This window comes from Halomarina rubra, from assembly GCF_023699475.1.
GTDB classification, from domain to species: domain Archaea; phylum Halobacteriota; class Halobacteria; order Halobacteriales; family Haloarculaceae; genus Halomarina; species Halomarina rubra.
In genome coordinates, this window is sequence record NZ_JALXFV010000005.1 from 356,764 (window position 1) to 379,070 (window position 22,307).

Consider the following 22,307-nt stretch of genomic DNA (forward strand, 5'->3'; position numbering starts at 1 on the left):
CGGGGAGACGGGCCGACGCCGTCGCCCCTCGCGCGAGAAACCATTTCTTCGCCGCGCGCGTAGTGAGTCCATGGAGACGACCAGTCAGTCACGACTCCCGCGTGAGCGACCGCTGTTGACGCTCGGGGCGGCCATCCTCGTCTGCGAACTCGTCGGCATCACCGGCGCGGTGTTCACCGCGACGGGCGTCGAGTCGTGGTACACTACGCTCGAACGACCCGACCTCGCGCCACCGAACTGGGTGTTCGGCCCCGTCTGGACGACGCTGTACGCGCTGATGGGCGCGGCCGCGTGGCTCGTCTGGCGTGAGGGCGTCGGTCGAGCGCGACAGGTCGCGCTCGGCCTGTTCGGCGTCCAGCTCGCGCTCAACTTCGCGTGGTCGTTCGTCTTCTTCGGCCAGGAGGCCATCTTCGCCGCGCTCGTCGTCATCCTCGCGCTGCTGTTCTTCATCGGAACGACCGCGACCGCCTTCTGGCGCATCGACCGGCGGGCCGCGCTCTTGCTGGTGCCGTACCTCGCGTGGGTGAGCTTCGCGACGTACCTCAACTACGCGTTCTGGGTGCTGAACTGAGAGGAGAGCGACGGGGCTACTCGTCGGTCTCCAGTGCCAGCGACGCCAGCAGCGCCTCCAGTTGGACCTGCTCGTTCGCGCCGACGGTGATGCGGTAGTCGGCCTCGCCGATGCGGTCCATGACGCGGACGGCCTCGCGGTCGTCCAGGCCGAACTCCCACACCGAGCGGTGCAGTTGGTCGATGATGTCCCCACCGGCGATACCCTCCTCGGTGACGAGCGTGTCCAACTGCGAGCGAGCGGCGGTGAAGTCTCCGTCGAGCGCCTTCTGTACCATCTCCTGGACCGTCTCGGGGCGCGCGGTCGACGTGATGGCGTACACCGCCTCCTCGTCCACGGTGTCGCCGGTAGTGCTCGCGGCCTGGAGGCCGTTGATGGCCTTTCGCATGTCGCCCGCCGCGGCGTAGACCAGCGCCTCGACGCCGTCGTCGGTGACCTCGATGCCCTCGTTCGCGGCGATGGCGCGGACCTGGTCCTCGACGGCGTCCTCGGACAGCGGCGCGAAGCGGAACACCGCACACCGCGACTGGATGGGGTCGATGATCTGCGAGGAGTAGTTACACGAGAGGATGAACCGCGTGTTGTTCGAGAACTGCTCCATCGTCCGGCGCAGGGCGGACTGGGCGTCGCTGGTGAGCGCGTCGGCCTCGTCGAGGAAGATGACGCGGTAGTCGTAGCCGCCGAAGGAGACCCGCGCGAAGTTCTTGATGCGGTCGCGGACCACGTCGATACCGCGCTCGTCGGAGGCGTTGAGTTCGAGGAAGTTCTCGCGCCAGTCGTCGCCGTAGATCTCCTTGGCGATGGCCGTCGCACACGTCGTCTTGCCGACGCCGGCCGGCCCCGCGAACAGCAGGTGGGGCAGGTCGTCCTTCGCGATGTAGCTCTCCAGTCGCTCGACGATGTGCTCCTGACCGAACACCTCCTCCAGCGTCTGCGGGCGGTACTTCTCGATCCAGACCTCCCGCCCGCGGGGTCGGTCGCCCTCGCCCGTCTCGCTCTCGCTCATACTCGACCCAGTTCCGGGCGTCACTTAACTACCGCGAGAGCGGGTTCGTGAGCGTCGAGCGCGTGACCACGAAGTCGGCGCGAACGCGACAGCCTGAAACCGCTGCTTTTCCCAGTCCGACCATGCACGTCACCGTCCACGTCGTCGGCGAGGACGCCCACGAGGTCGACCTCCCCGACCCGACGTACGGCGACCTCATCGCCGCCGTCGACCTCAACCCCCACGAGGCGACGGTGCTAGTCGACGGTCGGCCCGTCCCCGAGGACGCCCCCGTCGAACACGACGAGGTGCGAGTGTTGCGACTCATCAAGGGTGGGTAACGTGAGCGACGACGCTCGCGTCCGTCTCGCCGACCCCGACGACCACGTCGCCGTGATGCGCGTGCTGGAGGGAGCGCTCCTGGAGGTCGAGGCGTCGACGGTCCGCGAAGGAATCGACCGTGAGGCGGTGTGGGTCGCCGTCGTCGAGTCCAGTGACGGGGGGAGTCCGGACGACCGCGTCGTCGGCGCACTCGTCCTCGACACGCCCGCGCGCGAGGGCGTCGCGCCACGCCCCGAGGAGGTTCGTCCCGACAGTCGCCACGTCGAGGCCGTCGCCGTGACGCGCCAGCGTCGCGGCCGGGGCGTCGGGCGGATGCTGGTCGAGACGGCGCTGGAGGAGACGGGCTGTGACCGCCTCACCGCCGAGTTCCGACCCGACGTCGAACCGTTCTACGCGGCACTCGGGTTCGACGTCGAGACGGTTCCAGGCGACGAGGAGCGCCGCTGGGGCGAGCTACGCACCGGGCGCTGACCGACGGGCCCACTGGGGCGAGCAGACGGCACGGCCGCACACGCGAAGCGTCGTGCCGTACACCGGTGGAGGGCGTCACCGGGTCGGGAGACCCCCGCAGGACGCTTCGCGCCGTTCTCAGACCACGAGGACGCTGGTCGCGTGATGGGAGAAGAAGTCGAGGGCGACCGAGTGGCCGGTCAGATACGCGGTTCGAGCAGGTCGCGACCCGCTTCGAGCAGGGGTGCGACACGTTCGTGGTCGTTCGCCTCGGCGTAGACGCGGAGTTTCGGTTCGGTCCCGCTCGGCCGGACCAGTAGCCACGTGCCGTCGTCGAGGAATATCTTGAACCCGTCTTTCGTACCGACGCGGTCGACGCCGACGCCCGCGACGGTGTCGGGGAGGTCGCCGTCCAGCGAGTCGAGGACGGCGCGCTTGCGGTCGTCGGGGCAGTCGACGCTGATCCTCCCCTGGTGAATCTCGCCGTACTCGGCCTCGATGTCGTCCGCGCGGTCGTCGAGCGGGCGTTCGGCGTGCGCCTGTGCGACGACGAGGGCGAGGCAGACGCCGTCCTTGTTCCGGAGGTGGTCGGTGATACCGAACCCGCCGGACTCCTCGCCACCGCAGAGCGCGTCGGCGTCGGCCATTCCTCTCGCGACCCACTTGAAGCCGACGGGCACCTCGACGGCCTCCTCGCCGTGGGCCTCGGCGATACGGTCGATGAGCGCCGTGGTCGAGACGGTCCGTACGGCCGCCCCCTCACCCGTCTCCAGGAGGTAGTCGTACAGCACCGCGAACAGTAGGTTCGGGTCGAGGTAGCCCCGTTTCGGCGTGACGACCGCCATCCGGTCGGCGTCGCCGTCGTTGGCGAACCCCAACTCGGCGTCGCCGTCGGTGACTCGGGCGACGAGGTCGCCGAGTTTCTCCGCGCTCGGTTCGGGCGACCCGCCGCCGAACTCGGGGTCGAGGTCGGTCCGGAGCGTCGAGACGGACGCACCGGCGGCGTCGAGCAGGCGGTCGGTCACGTCGCGGCCGCTGCCGTGCATCGCGTCGTACGCGACCGAGAGACCGTCGAGGTCCGCCCCCGAGAACTCGAGGGCGTGCTGGCCGTAGCGCGTGGTGAACGTGTCCTCGTGGACGGTACCACGGGCGTCGGTGTCGGTCTCCCGTAACTCGGCGAGACGGCCCACCACGTCGTCGGTCACCTCGGGGGTCGCCGGTGCGCCGTCGCCGGGGAGGAACTTGATGCCGTTGTACTCGGGGGGGTTGTGACTGGCGGTTATCATCACGCCGCCGGCGAGGTCGCGGTCCTTGACGGTCCACGCGAGGACGGGCGTGGGGCAGTCGCGTTCGGAGAGGAGGACCTCGAAGCCGTCGGCGGCGAGCGTCTCGCTCACGGCGTCGGCGAACCCGCGGGAGTGTTCGCGGGCGTCGTAGCCGACGGCGACCGTCTCGCCGGCGTCGCTCGCCCGGAGGTGGTCGGCGACGGCCTGCGCGACGATACGGACGCGGTCCTCGGTGAAGGTGTCGAGGGTCGCGCGCCAGCCGTCGGTCCCGAAGGAGATGGCGTCCATACCGGCCCCACACCGGCCCGTCGCAAAAAGCCACCTGCCGCGGTGCGACGGCGTTTTGCGTCGTGATTTCGTAGACGGTGCAATGGTACGTGTCGTCGCTGTCAGCGGCAGTCGCCGCGACGCCAGCACCACCCGACTCGCCCTCGAACACGCGCTGGCGGCCGCCGAGGCCGCAGGAGCCGACACCGAACTGATACACCTCGGGGACGTCGACCTCCCGCTGTACCACCCGAGCATCGACGAGCAAGGTGACAGCGAGGCGTTGAAACGCCTCGTCCGGGAGGCCGACGGGGTCCTGCTTGGCTCGCCCGTCTACCACGGGTCGTACTCCTCGACGTTCCGCAACTTCCACGACTACTGTAGCTTCGACGAGTACCGAGACACAGTCGTCGGCCTGCTCGCGACGGCGGGCGGTGGCTCCTACGGGGCGACCCTCGAACACATGCGCAGCACGCTCCGTGGAGTCCACGGCTGGGTGGTTCCCCACCAGGTCGGCATCCGAGGCGCGTCCCGCGAGTTCGACGACGACGGCGAGTTCGTCGACCCGAACCTCGCCGACCGGGTGGAGAAACTCGGGCGCATCGTCACCGAGGAGGCGGAGCTACGAGCGACCGCGGCGGCGAGCGCGAACGCGGACGACTGAGCGCCCGGTGAGGCGTCGCCGAGGTCGGTCACCCGACGGCCGGGTCGTCCGCGTCGTCGACGAGTCGCTCCTTGCGTGCGCGTGAGAGCTGTTTTATCTGGTACTCTCGGGACATCGCCGCCGACCGGTCGGCGTAGGTCTCGACGTGGACGAGCGCGAGCGGCCCGCGCCCGCGCGTGTACTTCGCCCCGTCGCCGGCGCGGTGTTCGGCCAGGCGACGCTCGACGTCGGTGCTGTAGCCCGTGTAGAGCGAGTCGTCGCCACAGCGCAGGACGTAGACGTAGTGTGTCATCCGTCGTCAAAGGGCTTCACGTGGTGATCACACCACGATTCGACGGCCCGTCGCCATCAACTGTCACGTGCGCGGTCTCGTGAGACTTCAGCGATACCTGCGTTCGCCGAACAGCTCGGACAGGCGTGGATACGCCCTGTCTCGTCGGCAAACACACGCGCGAAGCGCTCCGAGACGTGCGCGTTGCAGTGGTCGCACTTGGCCATGGTACGCCGGCGGAGTGCCGGCACCAACTGTTGCCGCTGGAGACTCATATACCCTTCCTGTATGTCGCTCGTTGCCGCGAGTCGTCACCGACGCCCGTCGGTTCGAGCCGAGTCGACGCTCCTCGCGACCAGTCCGGCCTGCACCCCGGCGGCGTACCCCGCGTCGACGTTGACGACCGTCACGGGCGCACACGACTGGAGCATCCCGGCGAGCGCCGCCTCGCCAGCCCCGCCGTGACCGTACCCCGACGCGACCGGGAGTCCGATGATGGGGACGTCGACCAACCCCGCGAGCACGGTCGGCAACGCCCCTTCGCGACCCGCGGCGACGACCAGGACGTCCATCGCCCGGAGGTCCGCGAGCGCGTCGATGGTCCGGTGGAGACCCGCGACACCGACGTCGGAGACCCGTGTCACGCGCGCACCCATCTCGGTGAGCGTCGTCGCCGCCTCTCCCGCGGCCGCGGCGTCGGCCGTCCCCGCCGCGACCACGCCGACGTCGGCGTCCAACGCGGGAGGGTCGAACGCCGGGGCGTGGGCGACGAGCGTCCGTGCGCGCTCGTCGTACTCGACGTTCGAGTCGGGGAACTCCTCGGCCAGCGCCGTGGTGACCGTCTCTGCGGTCGGGTCGTCGACGCGGGTGCACAGCGCCCGACCGGTCGTCTCGACGGCCGTCGCCGCGAGGTCCGCGACCTCCGCCGTGGTCTTCCCGTCGGCGAGGACGGCCTCGGGGACGCCGGTTCGCTCCTCGCGGGCGGCGTCGAACCGGCCGGCCTCGGTCGTCGCGTACCCGTTGAGTCGTGCCTCTGCCTCCGCCGGTGACACGTCGCCGTCGGCCACCGCGTCGAGTAGTTCGCGCATACACCCTGTGCGCGCGCGAGCGCCTCCAACCCGTCGAAATCGACCGCTGGCCAAAAGACATATCACACTTCATCATCAAATCAGTTTTTCACACACCGAAGAACCGTGTAGAAAGCAGCGAACACCCGGTAGAGGCCCCATCTTTGGGAAAGTTTATAAGGAGGGTGTTCGAACGGAGGCTTGCATGGCAGACCTAATCGTCAAAGCGGCCGTCAAGGATGCACTCGATGAGATGAACGTTGCGTCGGACTTCTACGACGCACTCGACGAGGAAGTGCAGGAGCTGCTCGACGACGCAGCCCGACGCGCCTCCGAGAACGACCGCAAGACGGTCCAGCCCCGCGACCTATAAACCGGTCAACTCACAGCTTTCTCCATTTATCGCACCGCCCAGAGCCGTCAGTAGCGCTCGACGGTGACGTCCTCGTCGTCCCCGACGTACAGTTCGTCCGCCAGCCCGACGAACAGGCCGTGTTCGACACACCCCGGGAGCGCCGAGAGTCGCGTCGCGAGGTCGCCGGGGGCGTCGAGCGCGCCGAACGCACAGTCCAGCACGAGGTTGCCGTTGTCCGTGACGACGGGGCCGTCCTTGCGTTCGGCGAGACGGAGCGTCGGGTCGCCACCGAGGTCACGGACCGCAGCCTCGACGGTCGTGGCGGCCGCCGGCAGCACTTCGACCGGAATCGAGTGGTCGAGACGGTCGGCGCGTTTCGACTCGTCGGCGACCACGAGGAACCGGTCGGCGGCGGCGTCGACCACCTTCTCCCGGGCGTGGGCGGCCCCGCCGCCTTTCACGAGGTCGCCGTCGGCGACCTGGTCGGCTCCGTCGATGGCGACGTCGGGGGTCGCGTCGTCGAGCGTCGTGAGCGGGATGCCGACCTCGCGAGCGAGCGCTCGCGACTGGAACGAGGTCGGGATGCCGCGGATGTCGAGGCCCGCCTCGACCGCACGCCCCAGCGCCCGAATCGCGTACGCCGTCGTACTCCCGGTGCCGAGGCCGACGACCATCCCGTCGACGACCTGCTCGGCGGCGGCCTCGCCCGCTCTGCGCTTCGCCGCGTCGCTCCCGCCGGTCGATTTCATGGGCGGCGTTCTCGCGGCGGGGACAAAAAGTCACGCGCTCCGGTCTCGTGTGCCGCCAGGTCACCGCGATGGGTCGCCACGCCGTGTCGGGAGTCGGCCGGGACCGCCGTCGCGGCCGCGGGTGTGTCTATCGGTCCGTAGGCGGTTCCGTCAGCTCGTCGACACCCACGCCGTCGCCGAACTCGACCGTCGGGCGCAGTAGCTATGTAGCGGCCTCGTGTCCCCTCGAACATGTTCGGAACAAGCGGCATTCGCGGTCCCGTGGGTGACGTGGTGACGGCGGACCTCGCGCTCGCGGTCGGGCGGGCCGTGGGTGTCGAGGCGGACCGCGTCGTCGTCGGGCGAGACCCGCGTGCCAGCGGGCGACTGCTCGTCGACGCACTGACGGCGGGACTCCGGGAGATGGGCACGGACGTCGTCGACGTGGGCGAGGCGGCGACACCCACCGTCGCCCGCGCCGTCGCGTGGGAGGACTGCGACGCGGGCGTCTCGGTCACGGCGAGCCACAACCCCGCCGAGGACAACGGCATCAAACTCTGGCAGCCGAGCGGACAGGCGTACGACGAGGCCGGCCGCGAGCGCATCGAGGCACGACTCCGCGAGCGCGAGTTCGACCTCGAAGCGTGGGACGGTCTGGGCACCCGGACCAGCGCGGACGCGGGCGAGCGCCACGTCGAGGCGCTCGTCGACAGCGTCGACGTCGACGACCCGCCGGCGGTCGCCGTCGACCTCGGCAACGGCGCGGGTGCAGTGAGCGTCGAGGCCCTCCAGCGACTCGGCTGTCACGTCGAGACGCTCAACGCCCAGCCCGACGGCCGATTCCCGGGGCGACCGAGCGAACCGAACGACGAGACGCTCACCTCGCTGTGTTCGCTCGTCGGCGCGAGCGACGCCGTGCTGGGCATCGCCCACGACGGCGACGCCGACCGGATGATGGCCGTCGACGAACACGGCGAGTTCGTCCCGAAGGACGCCCTGCTCGCCGTCCTCGCCGCCGAGTCGACGGCCGCGGGCGAGCGGGTGGCGGTCCCCGTCGACACCAGCCTCGCGGTGACGGACTACCTCGCCGAGCGCGACGTCGCGGTCGAGCACACGCCCGTCGGAGACGTCTACGTCGCCGAGGCGCTGGGCGGGGACGTCACCTTCGGGGGCGAGCCGTCGGGGGCGTGGATCTGGCCCGACCAGACGCTCTGTCCGGACGGTCCGCTCGCGGCGTGTCGGCTCGTGGAACTCGCCGCCGACCGGCCGCTCTCCGAACGAATCGCCGAAGTGCCCGACTACCCCATCCGCCGGGCGAACGTCGAGGTCGAGGACAAAGCGCGGGTGATGGCCGACGTCCGCGAGCGAGCGAGCGGGGAGTACGACGCCGAGGACATTTCGACCATCGACGGCGTGCGCGTCGACCGCGACGACGCGTGGTTCCTGGTGCGCGCCAGCGGGACCCAGCCGCTGGTGCGAGTCACCGCCGAAGCCAGAGACGCCGAGCGCGCAGAAGCAGTGTTGGAGGAAGCGCAGTCGCTGCTGTAGTTCGCCTCTCGTTCAGATTCGACGCGTCGAGCGTGCCTCGCGGACGCTCGCACCGTCACGTATCTTGTCCTCGCAGTTCGGACAGACTCGGGGGCTCTCGATGCCGTCCGGCGTGAAGACCCGTGCGTACGCCACCGTGACGAAGGAACCGCAGTTCTGGCATTCAGGCATACACTGTAACGCTACACTTTCATAGACTATAATGGTGGCTGTCCCAGCAACGCTGACAGGCCCCCAGACGGGACTGTTCGGCATTTTCACCAGTCACACGGAGTGGTTATTTCATCCAATCGCCACGAAATAATCGTGTGTTTCGGTAGCGTGTGGCACGGCTCGAGTAGCGGGCGGAACACTGAGTAGCGCGCTGGTCGGACCCGGCGTATGGACGTGGTCGTGTTCGGGGCCGGGAGTCTCGGGAGCCTGCTTGGTGGGTTGCTCGCACGCGCTCACGACGTGACGCTCGTCGGTCGCCACCGGCACGTCGAGCGAGTCCGACGCGAGGGGCTTCGCGTCACGGGTGCCGTCGAGGCGACGGTGTTCCCCGACGCCCGGACCGACGCCCCCGCGAGCGCCGACCTCGCGCTCGTCACCGTCAAGGCCTACGACACCGCCGCCGCCGCGAGCGCGCTCGCCGACACCGACCTCGACGCGACGCTCTCGCTCCAGAACGGGCTGGGCAACGAACGCCGCCTCGCGGAGGCACTCGACGCACCCGCGCTCGCCGGCACCTGCACCTACGGCGCGCGCCTCGTCGGCCCCGGCGAGGTGGCCTGCACGGGCGTCGGAGAGGTCGTCCTCGGCGCTCGGGAGGGTGGGGCCTCGACGCTCGCCGACCGCGTCGGCGCGGCGTTCACCGAGGCCGACGTCGCGACGACCGTCGCCGACGACATGCCCCGTCGCCTCTGGGAGAAACTCGCCGTCAACGCCGGCATCAACGCCCCGACCGCACTCGCCCGTATCCAGAACGGCTCGTTACTGGACGGCGACGTCGCCGACCTGACCCGGACGGCAGCCTGCGAGGTGGCCGCCGCCGCCCGCGCCGACGGTGTCGACCTCACCGACGACGCGGCCGTCAACGCCGTCGAGCGGGTCGCCCGCGCCACCGCCGACAACCGCTCGTCGATGCTCCAGGACGTCGAGAAGGCCCGCCGGACCGAAGTCGACAGCATCAACGGCGTCGTCTCGGGGCCGGACGCACCCGTCAACCGGACGCTCACCGCGCTGCTCCGAGCGTGGGAGCGCGAACGGGGGTTGCGGGAGTAGCGAGGGGCGGGAGGGACGGTGGCGGCGCTGTCGGCGCTGTGCGGTTCGTAGCGGGATGGTTGGCTCGTCGGCCGTACCGCGAGCGACCAGCGGGAGCGAGCGGACCGACGAGGGAACGGAGCCGCGGCTTGCCGTGGCGGAGTGAGTGAGGAGGATTTTGGTCCAGATTTTACACTGCCGAGGTCGCTTCGCGACCCCGGCGCGTGATAAAAGGTGGTTTAGAACGGCGCGGCCGGACCTTCGTCGTCGTCGCTGTCGACGCTGCCGCCGCGGGACTCGCCGGGGAACGACGGGGACATGCCGTCGCCGCCGCCGTGGCCGCCGGCCATGCCGGTGTCGGCATGGACCTGCGAGATTTCGGGAATCTCCTTGGTCATGCGGGACTTGATGGCCTGGATGGTCATCGGCGAGATGCCACAGCCCGAGCAGGCACCGCCGAGGCGCAGCGACACCGACCCCTCGTCCATGTCGAGGTTGGTGATGGCGGCGCTCCCGCCGTGCATCTGAATCTGCGGGAAGTTGCGGCGGAGGAAGTTGGTCACGTCCTCGCGGAGTTCGTCCTCCGAACGTGCTTCGGTGCTCATGGACGGGGATAGCGGACGAGGACGCTTAGATGTTGTGTGTACTCACTCGCCGACCGGCTCGGCGACGTCGAACTCCCGGCGAAGCTGACGTCGCAGTTCCTCGACGTAGCGTTCGAGGACGGCGTCGAACCGCTCGCGCTCGACGACGACGCCCTGCAGTCGCTCGTAGGGCGCTTCGGGGAGTTCGATGCGGAACTCGCCGCCCTCGTAGAACGGCTCGCTCTCGTTGAGCACCATCTGGTCGATGCCGTGGATCAGCCCCGAGTCGTACTCGGCGTTCATCACGTCGAACGCGCGCTTGTACGCCTGCTGGAGCGCGGTGAAGTGCTCGACGTACTTCTCCTCCTCGAAGGTCTCGGGGTCGAAGTCGGTCATACTCGCGAGTCAGCGGCGGGAGGTAAAAGCCGGACGGTCGGACGCGACGGCCCGGCGAACGGCGCAGATTCCGAACGCTTACTTTCGTCGAAAAGTCAGAACGCGTGATGACTGATTCGGTGCGCCACCGACTGATGGGCTTCGGTGGCGTCTTCGCCCTCACGGCCCTGACGGTCGTGCTGGTCAACAACCCCGCCGTTCAGTCGTTCGCCACCTCCATCCCCGTCCTCCAACGGCTCTCGCCCGACCCACCGGGGAGCGCCGAGTTCCTCATCGAACTGCTCGTCACGCTGGTCGTGTTCACCGTGGCGTTCGTCCCGCTGTACCGCCCCCAACCGCGGCGCATCCTGGACGTGCTCGTCCAGTGCATCGAGCGGGTCGTGCTCGCCGGCCTCGTCCTCGCGACCATCGGCTACTTCGACTACACCTACCGCCTCCCGCGGTTCACCCTCCTCGTCGTCGTCCCGATTCTAGGCGTCGCACTCCCGATGTGGTTCGTCTGGATCCGCCGCCGCCCCGCCCGCGAGACCAACCGGGCCATCGTCGTCGGCGACGACCCCCGACAGATCGAGCGGGACATCGAGGACACCGAGGTCCCCCTGCTGGGTTACCTCTGTCCGTCAAGCCGGTTCCGCGCCGAAGGCGAGTCCGTGCGCGCGTTGTCGGACGGCGGGGTCTCGGCGGACGGTCTGGAACGCCTCGGCGGCCTCTCGCGCATCGAGGACGTGCTGGTGTCCTACGACGTCGACACCGCGGTGTTGGCGTTCGAACAGGCCGACCGCGCGGAGTTCTTCGGCGCGCTCGACGCCTGTTTCGAACACGGCGTCGACGCGAAGGTCCACCGCGAACACGCCGACTCGGTGCTGACCGAGGATGCGGCGGCCGGCACGCTCGTCGACGTCGAGATCGAGCCGTGGGACGTCGAGGACTACCTGCTGAAACGCGCGTTCGACGTCGTGTTCGCGACGGTCGGCCTGGCGCTGCTCGCACCGGTCATCGTCCTGATCTCGCTCGCCATCAAACTCGACGACGGCGGGCCGGTGCTCTACAGACAGGACCGGACGGCCGTGTTCGGGGAGGTGTTCGACGTCTACAAGTTCCGGACGATGACCCCGGAAGGAGCGTCGGACGTCCCCGTCGAGGACGCCGACAACGACCGTATCACCCGTGTCGGCAAGTGGTTGCGGCAGACGCACCTCGACGAGGTTCCACAGCTCTGGTCGATCCTGAAGGGTGAGATGAGCGTCGTCGGCCCCCGAGCGGTGTGGACGGCCGAGGAAGGCCACCTCGAAGCGGAGTCCGACACCTGGCGCAAACGCTGGTTCATCAAACCGGGGCTGACCGGGTTGGCGCAGATCAACCAAGCGAAGAGCACGGACCCGACGGCCAAGCACTACCACGATATGCGGTACGTCGCCGAGCAGTCGTTCTGGTTCGATCTGAAGATTATCGCTCGGCAGGTTTGGGCAGTCGGAGTCGACATGTGGGGGATGACTTCTTCTCGGCGCTGAGTCACAGGTAACAACACACGACGGACCGCAACTCCACAGAGGGTAAATCATCCCCAGATAGCAGCATCTTCGTGGTGTCAATCACAGAGAGCAGTAGATCGCATCGGAGGATGAGATGAGCGGTATCGTGAGGATATCTCTCGGAACGAGCGCAGTCACGATGGGGCCGATTTGAGCCAGAAGACGACCGTGACTTGTCTCTCTGTGCGGCCAACCATGGGCGAAAACAACTTCAGGACAAAATCAGTCGATTGCTTGGCTGATAGTCCCTCGAAAGATTCTCCGCTCTTCGTCCTCTACACCGACGATTCGAATATACGTGAGGAGATAAGCGGATAGGAACACCAAATAGAGCAGATATGAAGCGGTTCCCTCCATCGAAGTTGCGAGATAGTGGAGGAGGGTGGCGAGTCCAAACGTGGTAGCAGAAAACGCTAGAAGTGGTGTTCGAACGGGAACGATTCGAGTGGCACGGTAGAGAACCAACGAGTAGAGGGCGTTGATGAAGACATACGAGACGGTGGTCGCGACCGCAGCACCTACCAGGGAAAACTCTGGAATTAGAAGTAGGTTCAGAACGACGTTGACGGCTGCAGCGAGTACGTTGATGTAGAGAATCACCCGAGTCCGCCCGAGCGACGTCAGTGTTGTCCCATTCAGCCCAACGACCGAGTGGATATAGAACCCAACTGCCAGAAGACTCAGTGCCAAACCTCCGGAGACGTATTCAGGGCCGTACAACAGTCCGATGATATCTTCGGAGTAGACGACGAATCCGACTAGAATCGGTGTCGTAGTCAGGAACAGCCACTTCGTGACCAATTGGTAGTTCTGATGAATTCGGTCCACCTGCTCGGCTTTGTCCAATTCAGAAATGCGTGGCATGTAGATGAAGCGGAAGGACCGGAGGAAAGCCAAGAGGAGTATCGCGGTTGGATACACGACGTTGTAGACGCCGACATCAGCCTGGGTCGAGAAGAGACCGAGCATCAGCGTATCGACATCGGAGAGTACGAGACTGAGTGCCCCGGTTAGAAACAGGGGGGCGGAGAACGAGAGTAGTTCTCGTATGTGAGTCTCCTCTGGAACGGAGAGATCGAAGTCCGTCCACCTGTACACGTATGCCAACCCCACCACTGCTGCAATCACGTACGCACAGACGTAGGCACCAGCCACACCGAGTGAGCCTGCTCCGATGAGGACTACACAGCCGATACCCACGATTCTGGAGATAGGGTACGTGAGGTTTCGGATGAACACCTTTGGGAGTGAGCGCTGGTACCCCTGACTGACCCCAATTGCGAGGCGCATCATCGCCGCCGCCGGAACAGAGACCGCGAGTACGGTGATCACTGCGGACAGCTGAGGGGTATCGAACGCCACAGTGGCTAACCAGTCAGCCGAGGCGACGAGAACCGCCGTCGCCACGAGCGAGAGCATTCCCACGATTCCTATCGCTCCCCATAAGAGTCCGTGTTTCTCTCCTTCTCGGTCGAGTCGCGGAAGAAACCGGCCGACACCAGTATGAACACCGGCTAACACAACGGTTGTAGTCATCGCGAGTATCGTCACTCCGAGAGCGACACCACCATAGTCGACCTTGCCCAGATACCGGGCGATAATTATCTTCCCGACGAGGGAGATGAGTAGTTCAATGGAGAGTCCAGCGAACAGTACCCATCCACCAGTGAAGATCGATTTGAGACCAGACGTGTCCTCACTCATCGAAGAAGGTGGTCAGGTACGATTCGAACTGTGAGCCGATCACTTCCGAGTCGTTGTTGGACTTAACGTACTGGTATCCCTGTTCTCCGAGTCGTTCTCTCTCTTTCGGTGAATCGAGGAGTTCCCCGATACAACGTTCGAGTTCTTCTGGCTTGTCCAGATCGACGAGATATCCCGTCTCTCCGTCCACAATCTGTTCACGCATGCCGACGGCGTCGTTCGCAACGACTGGTGTTCGCGACGCGTAGGCCTCCAACACGGTCGACGGGTATCCATCAAGGAGCGAGAAGTGGACGAAGATGTCCGCACGGTTGTATAGCGATTCGATTTCGGAGACGTATCCAAGGACTCGAATGTCTCCGGGGAGCGCCTCGGCACGCTCCTCAACGCGGTACTGATACGGACCTTGGCCGGCGATGAGCAGTGTCGTATCAGAGTTCTTCTCGAGAACAGTGGACAGAGGTCCGAGAGACTGCATCAAGCCTCGCGTCTTCTTTTGATACTGCATATTTGCAACAGCGAGGATGACTTTTTGCCCTTCGGGGAGGTCAAGCGATGTCTGCGGATTCTCGTCACACTCACTGTCAAGCATAAAACAGGGAGTATTCACCACGACCCCGCGTTCGTCATCACTCGGGTATAGGTCTTGTAGATACTCCGAAACGAACAGGTGGTTTCGTGTCGCCTTGAGGGAAGTCATCGTGGCGACGTAGCGTGGTATCTGTTTGACAGCCTGCGTGTAGGTGCCCGTCGCCAGATGCCTCCGGAACGTACTGCGATGCTCGGTCATCGCATCGCCCCGAATTCGAACTACATACGGAATCGAGAACAGAACTCTCGACACCGCAACGGCGAAACCAGCGAAGGAGAGTGAATCGACGATGACTACAGTCGGGTCTTCGGAGCCAATCGCTCTGATGAGGTCCGGAACCTGCCCAACGGCAGTGATGGTAAACGACGTTGTTGGAACGCCTGCTTCCGCGAGTGGACGAGTGATCTTCTCCCCTCGGTCGCTTGTCGAGACGACGAAGACACTCAACGGGTTGGAAGGGGTTGGCATCAGGGTATCCTGTCAAGAGTCATGAACTGATTAAGAACGGGGCGGCGAATTGGTCGTCTTCTGAAGAGGTTGTCGTCAAGCAAGTGAGTGCAGTTGATAACCGTTTGGAATCGTCCTAACTCAGCGCGCTTTGACTTCAAGAGTAACCCAGAGCTGACTGAAGGCGAGGGGCACAACGGCAGCGAGTAGCCGCTACGTTCCGTTCGGTGTGTTCCGAGTGAAGTCCGAGGGGAGACGGCCGGAACGAGTCAGTGGGTGAGCCGGTAGTGTTCACCCACCAACATACCACACAGAGCCCAGAAGGGAAGAATAGCGGTTGGCTTGTTGAACAACGGGTTCAGGTTCAACTGTGCAATCGCACCAACGAGTCCGGACAGCACTCCGATGACGACAAGGGTATCAGATCGGGACAATACGAGCACCCGAAGGCCGGAGAAAATCGACAGTCCGAGACTTGCACAGTACAACAAAAATCCAGGGATACCCGTCCCAACGAGAACCTGTAAGAACATATTGTGGAGCCAGTACGAACGGTCTAGACTAGTCTGGACAGCCGCGGATGGGAAGTTCGCTCCACCGATGCCAAAGACTGGATGCTCAACGGTCAATCCGAGCGACTCGACGTACATCTGCAACCGGATACCTAGATTGGACGTGTCGAAAAACGGAATATCGAACGACCCAGTAGGGGACGGGTTTCCACCCGATTCGACTGGCTGAGCCTCTGTACTCGATGGTGTAGCTGTCGTCTGGGTTCCCGTCGGCTGAGTCCCCACATCGGACGGAGTTTCTGCCAAACGGGTCCCCTCGGGAGAAACGTCTGTAGATGGAGTAGAAGGAGACGGAGTCTCGGTTGACCCCGTCTCCCCTCTTTCACTGAGGTTCGGCAGCGCGGCCGTCCCAGAACTGGTCCCCGGAAGCAGGAGAAAGACGATGGCTAGAACGCCGCCGAGGAGCGTCACAAGTAGGTTTCCGGAGGAATTCGAGAACGGGTTTCGGATTTCCTTCCGGAACGTCCACAGCCCCAGAGCCGCAAAGCAAACGAGCGCAACGACGATACCACCTCGCCCAGCGTCCCACGCAGTTGTACGCTGAACGAACACCATCATCAGGACTGCGAGAGTCCAAAGCAGTCGTTTCTTGCCCTGTTCGCGGAACGCGTAGGCGACCCCCACCGGGACAGCCAAGGTAATCAGGACGGCAATCGGGCCTCCGAACGCAAAACCGTTGATGTGGGGACCAATCGGGAAGCTACCGAGCGGACCCAGAGTCAGATACTCCGAGGCGGTGCGGGCGGCTTCGCCGTGGTGTGGAAATCCGAGAGGACCTCCATTGACGAACTGCAACAGTCCGACGATGGAATGTGCGAGAACGGCGACGACGATCAGGAGGGTGGCGTGCCGAAGCTCGACGATTCCGTCCGCGACGAGCCAGGTCGAAATCAGGAAGATGAGACCGATTTGGAACACGTACAGCGTGAAGTAGTACGCCATATCGGGTCGCGGACCATTCCCAACGACAGCGGCGAGGAGACTCCAGCCAACGAATCCGGCGAACAGGTAGTGAGCGAGTGACACTGTCGGCACCGTCCCACGCGAAAAGTAGTACAACACGATGCACGCGAGAGGAGCGTAGAAAATCCATATCTGTGGGCCGATTCCAGCAATGATGTCTCGGCTCGGACCTGCGGGTATAGCAATCCGAACCGTGATCAGAATCAGGAGTGACGCGACGAAACCCGCGAGAAGGTCCTCGGAATACAGGATGTAGCCACCGTAGACGAGGCCACAGATCGCAATCGCGACGTACTCTTTCTCGGGCAGCGGCGGCAGAAAAGTCCGAAATGCTGTGGTCAGAACTGGCGACAGAACGAACAAGAGTAGAGTGAGGACACCTCCGGAGACGATAAACGAACGGCTGTCAGGAGGTTCGGTATCGATTCGGAGACGGGAGATTACCCCGCTAAAACTCATGACGAGATTGTCGGCAATGTCCAGCCATAGTACTTTCGTGTTCTATGGGAAGTAGAGCGGTTCGTGTCGGGCAGTTGGAACGGTCGCTGAACTAGGAAACTGTTCGAATCCTGTGTAGCAGGGCCATCACACTCTAGCGAACAACTCGTAGATCGTTCCGCGAAGTCGATTGGGGAATAGTCGCAGCGGCGTACGGGTGAGTAGATTAAAGATTAGCACGTGGAGGGGTGTGAACCCCCGTTTGTAAAATGAAACCAGCAACCGAGCCTCGTCTTTGGCGTACTTCCAACCCCCTCTCCGTTCGTACAACTTCTCGCCGGCTCGGGCCTTTAGCAGTATTTCTGGGATATTTCCGAACGTGGCCCCAGAGAGCAACATTCGGACCCAAAGGTCGTAATCTTCCATCGGGTCGGTAGCTCGGTAGTTCCCTGCACGGAGCACGGCCTCTCTCCGGAACATGACCGTACCGTGGTTCATTGGACTACGGAACTTCGCCCGCTTCACGATAGCGTCGTGGTCAGTCGGCACCTCGCGTCTTGCGACTGGGTCGTCAGGCGACGATTGGAACTCCTCGAGGTAGCCCCCGATGATATCGACGGAGGGATTTTCTTGGAGGTATCCGAGTTGTCGCTCGAACCGCGACGGAACCGAGATATCATCAGCGTCCATTCGAGCGATGACGTCGTGAGAGCACCTCTCGACACCGACACGGAGAGCGTTACCCAGACCTTGGTTCCGCTCGATTGCGTGTGTCTCCACCACTGATGATGCAGAACACTTCCGTTGAACGAGTTCGTTCAGACGGAGTGTCAGAGGCCCGTCCTGAACGATTAGAATTTCGTCCGGAGGGTGAGATTGTGACAGAATGCTTTCGATTGCGACCTCCAGTTCTCGGGGGTCGTCGCCCTGATAGATGGGGAGTAAAACCGAAAATTCAGGAACGTTTGTAGGAGAAGAGCGTGATGGAGAATCTACCAATGTGGACCACTCAAGTTCGACTATCAGATACCAGCTTAGGGCACTGTATCATAGTTGCGATAGCACGCAACCCCAGGTCACAGTTCGAGAAGGGTAGCCAGTGCCATGGACGAAACGAGCGTTGTGTTTAGCAGGGCAGTGAGGAGATAAGTAGCACACGTACAATCGCCGAATTCACACGAGGACCACCTGCCCCGATGCGACGCCTTCTTTGCTCGACTCCCTCGTGAGAGGATATGGTTACAGCCGGCGACGTCCACGCCCTCCTCGCAGACCGGCCCGAACTGGTCCCGGCGGTCGAGGCCGTGCTCGCGGCCGACGAGCCGTTCGCCTTCGCGGACCTGTCGGTCGACTCGGGGCGGTTCGGGGAACTCGTCTCCCAGGGCGTCGTCGAGAAGACGTCGGAGGGTGAGTACCGCGTCGCCGACCGCGGTGCTGTCCGGCAGGGACTCGAAGCCGCACGAACCGGCGACACCGAGCGCGAGACGACGGCCACCGGAGGGGTCACCTCGAACGCCAGTCGTTCGACACCCTCGCTCCCGAGCTTCTCCGACTTCGACCGGAGCGACAAACTCACCGCTCTCGGACTCCTCGCGGGGCTCCTCCTCGTCGTCGCCTTCCGCCTCACCTCGTGGCCCGCCGTCTTTCGAGACGGTCACGTCGTCCTCTCCGGGAACGACCCGTACTACTACCGGTTCCTCGTCGAGCAGTTGGTCACCGACCCGCAGGTGACACCCTCGAACCTCCCGGGCGCGGCCGCGAAGGGCGAACCCCTCACGGTCGTGAGCCTCTGGCTCGTCGCACTCCTGTTCGGCGGTCTCGACGCCGTCGGCGGCGTGCTCGCGTGGTACCCACCCGTCGCGGCCGCGACGACCGGCCTGCTCGTCTACGGTGTCGCCACCCTCGTCACCGACGACCGGCGGGTGGGTCTCGCGTCGGTGCTGATGCTCGCCGTCCTGCCCGGCCACGCGATGCGGACGAGCATGGGCTTCGCCGACCACCACGCCTTCGACTACGTCTGGCTGGCGCTCACGCTGCTGGGCGTCGTGGCCGTGACCGTCGCCGCGCGGCGCTCGCAGGCGCGTTCACGACCGCGACTCGGCCTCTCGGGCGTCGGTGTCGCGACGGTCGCACTCGGCGTGACCGGCCAGGTACTGGCGTGGGAGGCCGGCCCGCTGCTCGTGGTGCCGCTCGGACTCTACCTCGCGGTCGACGCCCTCAGAGCGGTCGCCGAGGAGGAGTCGCCGCTTCACACGGGCGGCCCGGTCGTGCTCGGCGTGGGCATCGCGGCCGCCCTGACCTGGCTCGTCCACAGCACGCTCGGCTGGCACACGACGCTCGTCGCCGCCGCGCCGGCGCTGGTCGCCGTCGGCGGGGTCGGCGTGCTGGTGCTCGGGGAGGCCGCCTACCGGACCGGCCTCCCGGCGTGGGCGCTCGCGGCCATCGAACTCGTCGGGGGTGTAGCTGCAGTGGTCGCACTCCGGATGCTCGCTCCACAGTTCTGGACGGAGTTCACCACCGCGGCCACCGACCGCCTGTTCGCCGACCGCGCCATCGCGGAGGTTCAGAGCCTGTTCAGCGGGTCGCTCGGCTGGCTCCTGCTGTTCGGACTCCTGCTCCTGATTGCGCTCCCGTACCTCGGCTGGAGTCTCCACCGCGCTCGTACGGACGCCCGGTGGCTCCCGCTCGGCGTCTACGGGACGTACTTCCTCGTGCTCGCGGCCGTCCAGGTCCGGTTCGTCGGGCAGCTGTCGCCGGTCGTCGCCGTCTTCGCCGGCCTCGCGTTCGTCCACGTCGCCGGGTGGGCCGACGTCGTCGCTCCCCCGGCGCCGTTCGCCGGCGGCACCGCGCCGACGCTCTCGCTCCCCGACCGGTCGACCGTCCAGGCGCTCGTCGTGCTGTTCGTCCTCCTCGCCGGGTTGAGCGTCGTCCAGGTGCCGCTGAAGACCAACCTGGTCACGACCGACGCCGGCGAGTACGAGACCGCCGCGGAGATGAGCGCGTACAGCGAGAAGACGGGTCTGACCTACCCCGAGAACTACGTGCTGAGCAACTGGGGGGACAACCGGGTGTACAACTACTTCGTCAGCGGCGAGTCGTTCTCCTACAGCTTCGCCGAGCGCCACTACCGGTCGTTCCTCTCGGGGACCGACGGCGAGGGCTGGTACGAGCGCCTGAACCGGCGCGGGTTCGTCGTCACGACGGACGCCGCGGCGGGCAGCGGCCTGACGGTGACGAACGCGAACGGCGACGCCACGCCCGACATCGGGACCCGACTCCACGACGACTACGGCAGCCGGGACGGCGACGACCCGGGACTGGGCCACTACCGACTGGTCGCGACGGTCGACGACGGGCGCTACAAGGCGTTCCACCTGGTCCCCGGTGCGGTCGTGCGAGGCAGCGCCGACCCGTCCTCGACGGTGACCGTCGAGACGCGCGTCGAGGTCGACGGGACGTCGTTCGCCTACACGCGACAGACGACCGCCGACGCCGACGGGCAGTACAGCGTCCGGGTCGCCTACCCCGGCGCGTACGCCGTGCCCGGCACCGAGTCGCGAGTGACGGTCGAGGAGCGGGCGGTCCTGAACGGGACGACGGTTTCGACGGAAGCCTGACCGACGACGCCACCGTTCGAGTGCGTTCAGACGACCAACAGTCCGCCGAGCATCGCGACCGCACCGAGACCGAGACAGACCGCCCAGAACGAAACCCGCTCGACGACCCGGAGGAGCGCGTCGATGGTCACGTATCCCACGACGAACGCCGTGAGCAGTGCGACGCCGGCCTGCTGGGTCGTCACGTCCCCGAGTCCGGTGTCGAGGTAGGCGATGGTCGCGCCGCCGAGCGCCGCCGGGATGGAGAGGAGAAACGAGAAGCGGAACGCCGAGGAGCCGTCGTACCCCCGGAGGAGGAGCGTCCCGGTCGTCATCCCCGAGCGGGAGATCCCCGGGAGGATGGCGACGCCCTGTGCCGCGCCGACGAGGACGGCGTCGACCGCGTCCGGTTCGGTCTCGGCGCTCTCCCGTCCGGCCGTGAGCTTCTGGAACAACCCGGTCGCGACGAGCAACACGCCGATGAGCACGACCACCGTCCCCCCGGTCAGTTCGTTCACCACCTCGTCCAACGTCGCGTAGGCCGCGAGGCCGACGACCCCCGAGACGAGCGTCCCGATGGCGAGGAACGTCACGGGTGCCTGTTCGCCCTCGAACGCCCGCCGTGGATGCCACCGCGGCAGGCGAGCGAGCAGGTCGGCGACCTCGTCGTGGTAGTACACCGCGGCCGAGAACGCCGTCCCCAGGTGCAAGAAGAGGCCGAAGGCGACCGCCGACTCGACTGGTTGGCCGAGCGCCGTGAGGACGACGGCGAGGTTCCCCTCACTCGATATCGGGAGCCACTCGAAGATGCCCTGGAGGACGCCGGCGAGGAGCGCGACGAGGAGGGGCCGGTCCATACCACACCGAGTCGGAGCGCCGAGTAAAGGGGTTGTTATTCGCCCTCGGGACGACCGGAAGACTCGACCGACAGCGAGACACCCGTCGTCCACTTCCTCATGAGGCCCCAACCGAACACCCGGTCCTCGACGGTCGGTCGCGACGGAGGGCGATAAACCCCAATCTGCTATACGAAATCGCGGCGTCGGGCGTTCGTCACGGCCCAGTGAAGCACGGAGCGATCGTCCGAGAGGTGGCCGAGAGAGGGTCCGCGACATGGACCAGCTTCACAAGGTTGACCGGCCGCCGGAACGAGCGGTCGAGTATGCCGGACACCGCCCGCCGACTGGCGGACCACCTCGTCGCGACCGGCGAGCGTCCCGTCGATTCCCGGACGAACGCGTGGCTCGGGGAGGCAGAAGCACTCGCACGCGACATCGCCGAGTCCGACCTCGACCCGGCGGTCGAACGCGAGCGCGCGGGACACGTCGTCGACCTGCTGTCGAACGTCGAGTCGACCGGGGACGAGACTGCCGACGAACACGTTCGCGAGGCCCGGCGACTCGCCACGCGACTGGCCGGCGTGGACGACGTCGAGGAGTGACCCGAGGTACGTTACCGCTGCCGTCGCCTTCTTGCAGACTCGGGTCCTCGGGACGGGTATGGCGAAAGCAACGCGGCTGTTGACCGGTCTCCTCGGACTGTTCGTCGTCGCATCGGTCGTCCACTACGCGCTGTTCGGCGCGCTCCCCTTCGGGAAACCACAGCTGCTGGAAGACGACACCGACGAACCGTTCGACGACGACGACCGCGTCGAAGTCGTCGAGTAGTTACCCGACCACCCACTTCTCGTCGTGACGCGACCGCACC

Annotated in this window: 25 protein-coding genes; 11 read left to right on the top strand and 14 right to left on the bottom strand. The window is 65.7% G+C overall.

The window, feature by feature from the left end:
- Positions 1-70 precede the first annotated feature (70 nt).
- A complete protein-coding gene (locus M1L36_RS11560; protein ID WP_250873887.1) occupies positions 71-571 on the top strand; it encodes a TspO/MBR family protein in 501 nt (166 codons plus the stop codon).
- Positions 572-587: 16 nt separating this feature from the next.
- On the opposite strand, the gene M1L36_RS11565 is transcribed toward M1L36_RS11560, so the two are convergent.
- Complete coding sequence (locus M1L36_RS11565; protein ID WP_250873888.1) at positions 588-1,577, bottom strand: replication factor C small subunit; 990 nt, start codon at positions 1,575-1,577, stop codon at positions 588-590.
- Positions 1,578-1,699: 122 nt separating this feature from the next.
- On the opposite strand from M1L36_RS11565, the gene samp2 reads away from it, so the two are divergent.
- Both samp2 and M1L36_RS11575 read left to right on the top strand, forming a co-directional pair.
- A complete protein-coding gene (samp2, locus tag M1L36_RS11570; protein WP_250873889.1) occupies positions 1,700-1,897 on the top strand; it encodes a ubiquitin-like small modifier protein SAMP2 in 198 nt (65 codons plus the stop codon).
- A gap of 1 nt (position 1,898) precedes the next feature.
- Positions 1,899-2,369, top strand: a complete 471-nt coding sequence (locus tag M1L36_RS11575; protein ID WP_250873890.1) for a GNAT family N-acetyltransferase — start codon at positions 1,899-1,901, stop codon at positions 2,367-2,369.
- A gap of 179 nt (positions 2,370-2,548) precedes the next feature.
- Here M1L36_RS11575 and M1L36_RS11580 read toward each other — a convergent pair whose 3' ends face one another.
- Positions 2,549-3,922 (bottom strand): phosphoglucomutase/phosphomannomutase family protein, encoded by a 1,374-nt coding sequence (locus M1L36_RS11580; protein ID WP_250873891.1) that lies wholly within the window; start codon positions 3,920-3,922, stop codon positions 2,549-2,551.
- An 82-nt stretch (positions 3,923-4,004) separates the two neighbouring features.
- On the opposite strand from M1L36_RS11580, the gene M1L36_RS11585 reads away from it, so the two are divergent.
- A complete protein-coding gene (locus M1L36_RS11585) occupies positions 4,005-4,565 on the top strand; it encodes an NADPH-dependent FMN reductase (RefSeq protein WP_250873892.1) in 561 nt (186 codons plus the stop codon).
- Positions 4,566-4,593: 28 nt separating this feature from the next.
- Here the strand turns inward: M1L36_RS11585 and M1L36_RS11590 are convergent, their stop codons facing one another.
- The 3 genes from M1L36_RS11590 to larB form a co-directional block, all read right to left on the bottom strand.
- Positions 4,594-4,857: a GIY-YIG nuclease family protein gene (locus tag M1L36_RS11590; protein WP_250873893.1), complete on the bottom strand. Its 264-nt coding sequence runs from the start codon at positions 4,855-4,857 to the stop codon at positions 4,594-4,596.
- Between the two features lie 56 nt (positions 4,858-4,913).
- A complete protein-coding gene (locus M1L36_RS21740; RefSeq protein WP_439954814.1) occupies positions 4,914-5,063 on the bottom strand; it encodes a DUF7563 family protein in 150 nt (49 codons plus the stop codon).
- A gap of 84 nt (positions 5,064-5,147) precedes the next feature.
- Positions 5,148-5,924 (bottom strand): nickel pincer cofactor biosynthesis protein LarB, encoded by a 777-nt coding sequence (gene larB / locus M1L36_RS11595; RefSeq protein ID WP_250873894.1) that lies wholly within the window; start codon positions 5,922-5,924, stop codon positions 5,148-5,150.
- A 184-nt stretch (positions 5,925-6,108) separates the two neighbouring features.
- Between larB and M1L36_RS11600 the strand changes: the two genes are divergently transcribed.
- A complete protein-coding gene (locus M1L36_RS11600; protein WP_158204106.1) occupies positions 6,109-6,276 on the top strand; it encodes a DUF1931 domain-containing protein in 168 nt (55 codons plus the stop codon).
- A 47-nt stretch (positions 6,277-6,323) separates the two neighbouring features.
- Here M1L36_RS11600 and rpiA read toward each other — a convergent pair whose 3' ends face one another.
- The gene (gene rpiA / locus M1L36_RS11605) at positions 6,324-7,007 is read right to left on the bottom strand and encodes a ribose-5-phosphate isomerase RpiA (RefSeq protein WP_250873895.1); all 684 of its coding nucleotides are present in this window, start codon (positions 7,005-7,007) and stop codon (positions 6,324-6,326) included.
- A gap of 231 nt (positions 7,008-7,238) precedes the next feature.
- On the opposite strand from rpiA, the gene glmM reads away from it, so the two are divergent.
- Positions 7,239-8,534: a phosphoglucosamine mutase gene (glmM, locus tag M1L36_RS11610; protein WP_250873896.1), complete on the top strand. Its 1,296-nt coding sequence runs from the start codon at positions 7,239-7,241 to the stop codon at positions 8,532-8,534.
- A gap of 12 nt (positions 8,535-8,546) precedes the next feature.
- Here glmM and M1L36_RS11615 read toward each other — a convergent pair whose 3' ends face one another.
- Positions 8,547-8,705 (bottom strand): DUF7563 family protein, encoded by a 159-nt coding sequence (locus M1L36_RS11615; protein ID WP_250873897.1) that lies wholly within the window; start codon positions 8,703-8,705, stop codon positions 8,547-8,549.
- Positions 8,706-8,915: 210 nt separating this feature from the next.
- Here M1L36_RS11615 and M1L36_RS11620 point away from each other — a divergent pair, with 210 nt between their 5' ends.
- A complete protein-coding gene (locus M1L36_RS11620) occupies positions 8,916-9,797 on the top strand; it encodes a ketopantoate reductase family protein (RefSeq protein ID WP_250873898.1) in 882 nt (293 codons plus the stop codon).
- Between the two features lie 218 nt (positions 9,798-10,015).
- Here the strand turns inward: M1L36_RS11620 and M1L36_RS11625 are convergent, their stop codons facing one another.
- Together M1L36_RS11625 and M1L36_RS11630 are read right to left on the bottom strand one after the other, a co-directional pair.
- Entirely contained in the window at positions 10,016-10,381 is a 366-nt protein-coding gene (locus M1L36_RS11625; protein ID WP_250873899.1) for a NifU family protein, read from the bottom strand.
- Positions 10,382-10,423: 42 nt separating this feature from the next.
- Positions 10,424-10,756, bottom strand: coding sequence for a DUF5783 family protein (locus M1L36_RS11630; protein ID WP_250873900.1), 333 nt, complete (start codon positions 10,754-10,756; stop codon positions 10,424-10,426).
- Positions 10,757-10,863: 107 nt separating this feature from the next.
- On the opposite strand from M1L36_RS11630, the gene M1L36_RS11635 reads away from it, so the two are divergent.
- On the top strand, positions 10,864-12,267 hold the full coding sequence (locus M1L36_RS11635) for a sugar transferase (protein ID WP_250873901.1): 1,404 nt from the start codon (positions 10,864-10,866) through the stop codon (positions 12,265-12,267).
- Between the two features lie 243 nt (positions 12,268-12,510).
- Here M1L36_RS11635 and M1L36_RS11640 read toward each other — a convergent pair whose 3' ends face one another.
- From M1L36_RS11640 to M1L36_RS11655, 4 genes are all read right to left on the bottom strand, one after another.
- Positions 12,511-13,992, bottom strand: coding sequence for a flippase (locus tag M1L36_RS11640; RefSeq protein WP_250873902.1), 1,482 nt, complete (start codon positions 13,990-13,992; stop codon positions 12,511-12,513).
- Positions 13,985-15,052 carry a glycosyltransferase family 4 protein gene (locus M1L36_RS11645; protein ID WP_250873903.1) on the bottom strand — a complete coding sequence of 356 codons (1,068 nt, stop codon included), beginning with the start codon at positions 15,050-15,052 and terminating at the stop codon, positions 13,985-13,987. Before M1L36_RS11645 ends, M1L36_RS11640 begins: the two co-directional genes overlap by 8 nt.
- A gap of 248 nt (positions 15,053-15,300) precedes the next feature.
- On the bottom strand, positions 15,301-17,025 hold the full coding sequence (locus tag M1L36_RS11650) for an O-antigen ligase family protein (protein WP_250873904.1): 1,725 nt from the start codon (positions 17,023-17,025) through the stop codon (positions 15,301-15,303).
- 126 nt (positions 17,026-17,151) lie between these two features.
- Positions 17,152-18,003, bottom strand: coding sequence for a glycosyltransferase (locus M1L36_RS11655; protein WP_250873905.1), 852 nt, complete (start codon positions 18,001-18,003; stop codon positions 17,152-17,154).
- 236 nt (positions 18,004-18,239) lie between these two features.
- On the opposite strand from M1L36_RS11655, the gene M1L36_RS11660 reads away from it, so the two are divergent.
- Positions 18,240-20,621: an STT3 domain-containing protein gene (locus M1L36_RS11660; protein ID WP_250873906.1), complete on the top strand. Its 2,382-nt coding sequence runs from the start codon at positions 18,240-18,242 to the stop codon at positions 20,619-20,621.
- A gap of 26 nt (positions 20,622-20,647) precedes the next feature.
- On the opposite strand, the gene M1L36_RS11665 is transcribed toward M1L36_RS11660, so the two are convergent.
- Entirely contained in the window at positions 20,648-21,457 is an 810-nt protein-coding gene (locus tag M1L36_RS11665) for an undecaprenyl-diphosphate phosphatase (protein ID WP_250873907.1), read from the bottom strand.
- Between the two features lie 305 nt (positions 21,458-21,762).
- Between M1L36_RS11665 and M1L36_RS11670 the strand changes: the two genes are divergently transcribed.
- Together M1L36_RS11670 and M1L36_RS11675 are read left to right on the top strand one after the other, a co-directional pair.
- Complete coding sequence (locus M1L36_RS11670) at positions 21,763-22,041, top strand: DUF8152 family protein (protein ID WP_250873908.1); 279 nt, start codon at positions 21,763-21,765, stop codon at positions 22,039-22,041.
- Positions 22,042-22,099: 58 nt separating this feature from the next.
- The gene (locus M1L36_RS11675; protein WP_250873909.1) at positions 22,100-22,267 is read left to right on the top strand and encodes a hypothetical protein; all 168 of its coding nucleotides are present in this window, start codon (positions 22,100-22,102) and stop codon (positions 22,265-22,267) included.
- The last annotated feature ends 40 nt before the right edge of the window (positions 22,268-22,307 follow it).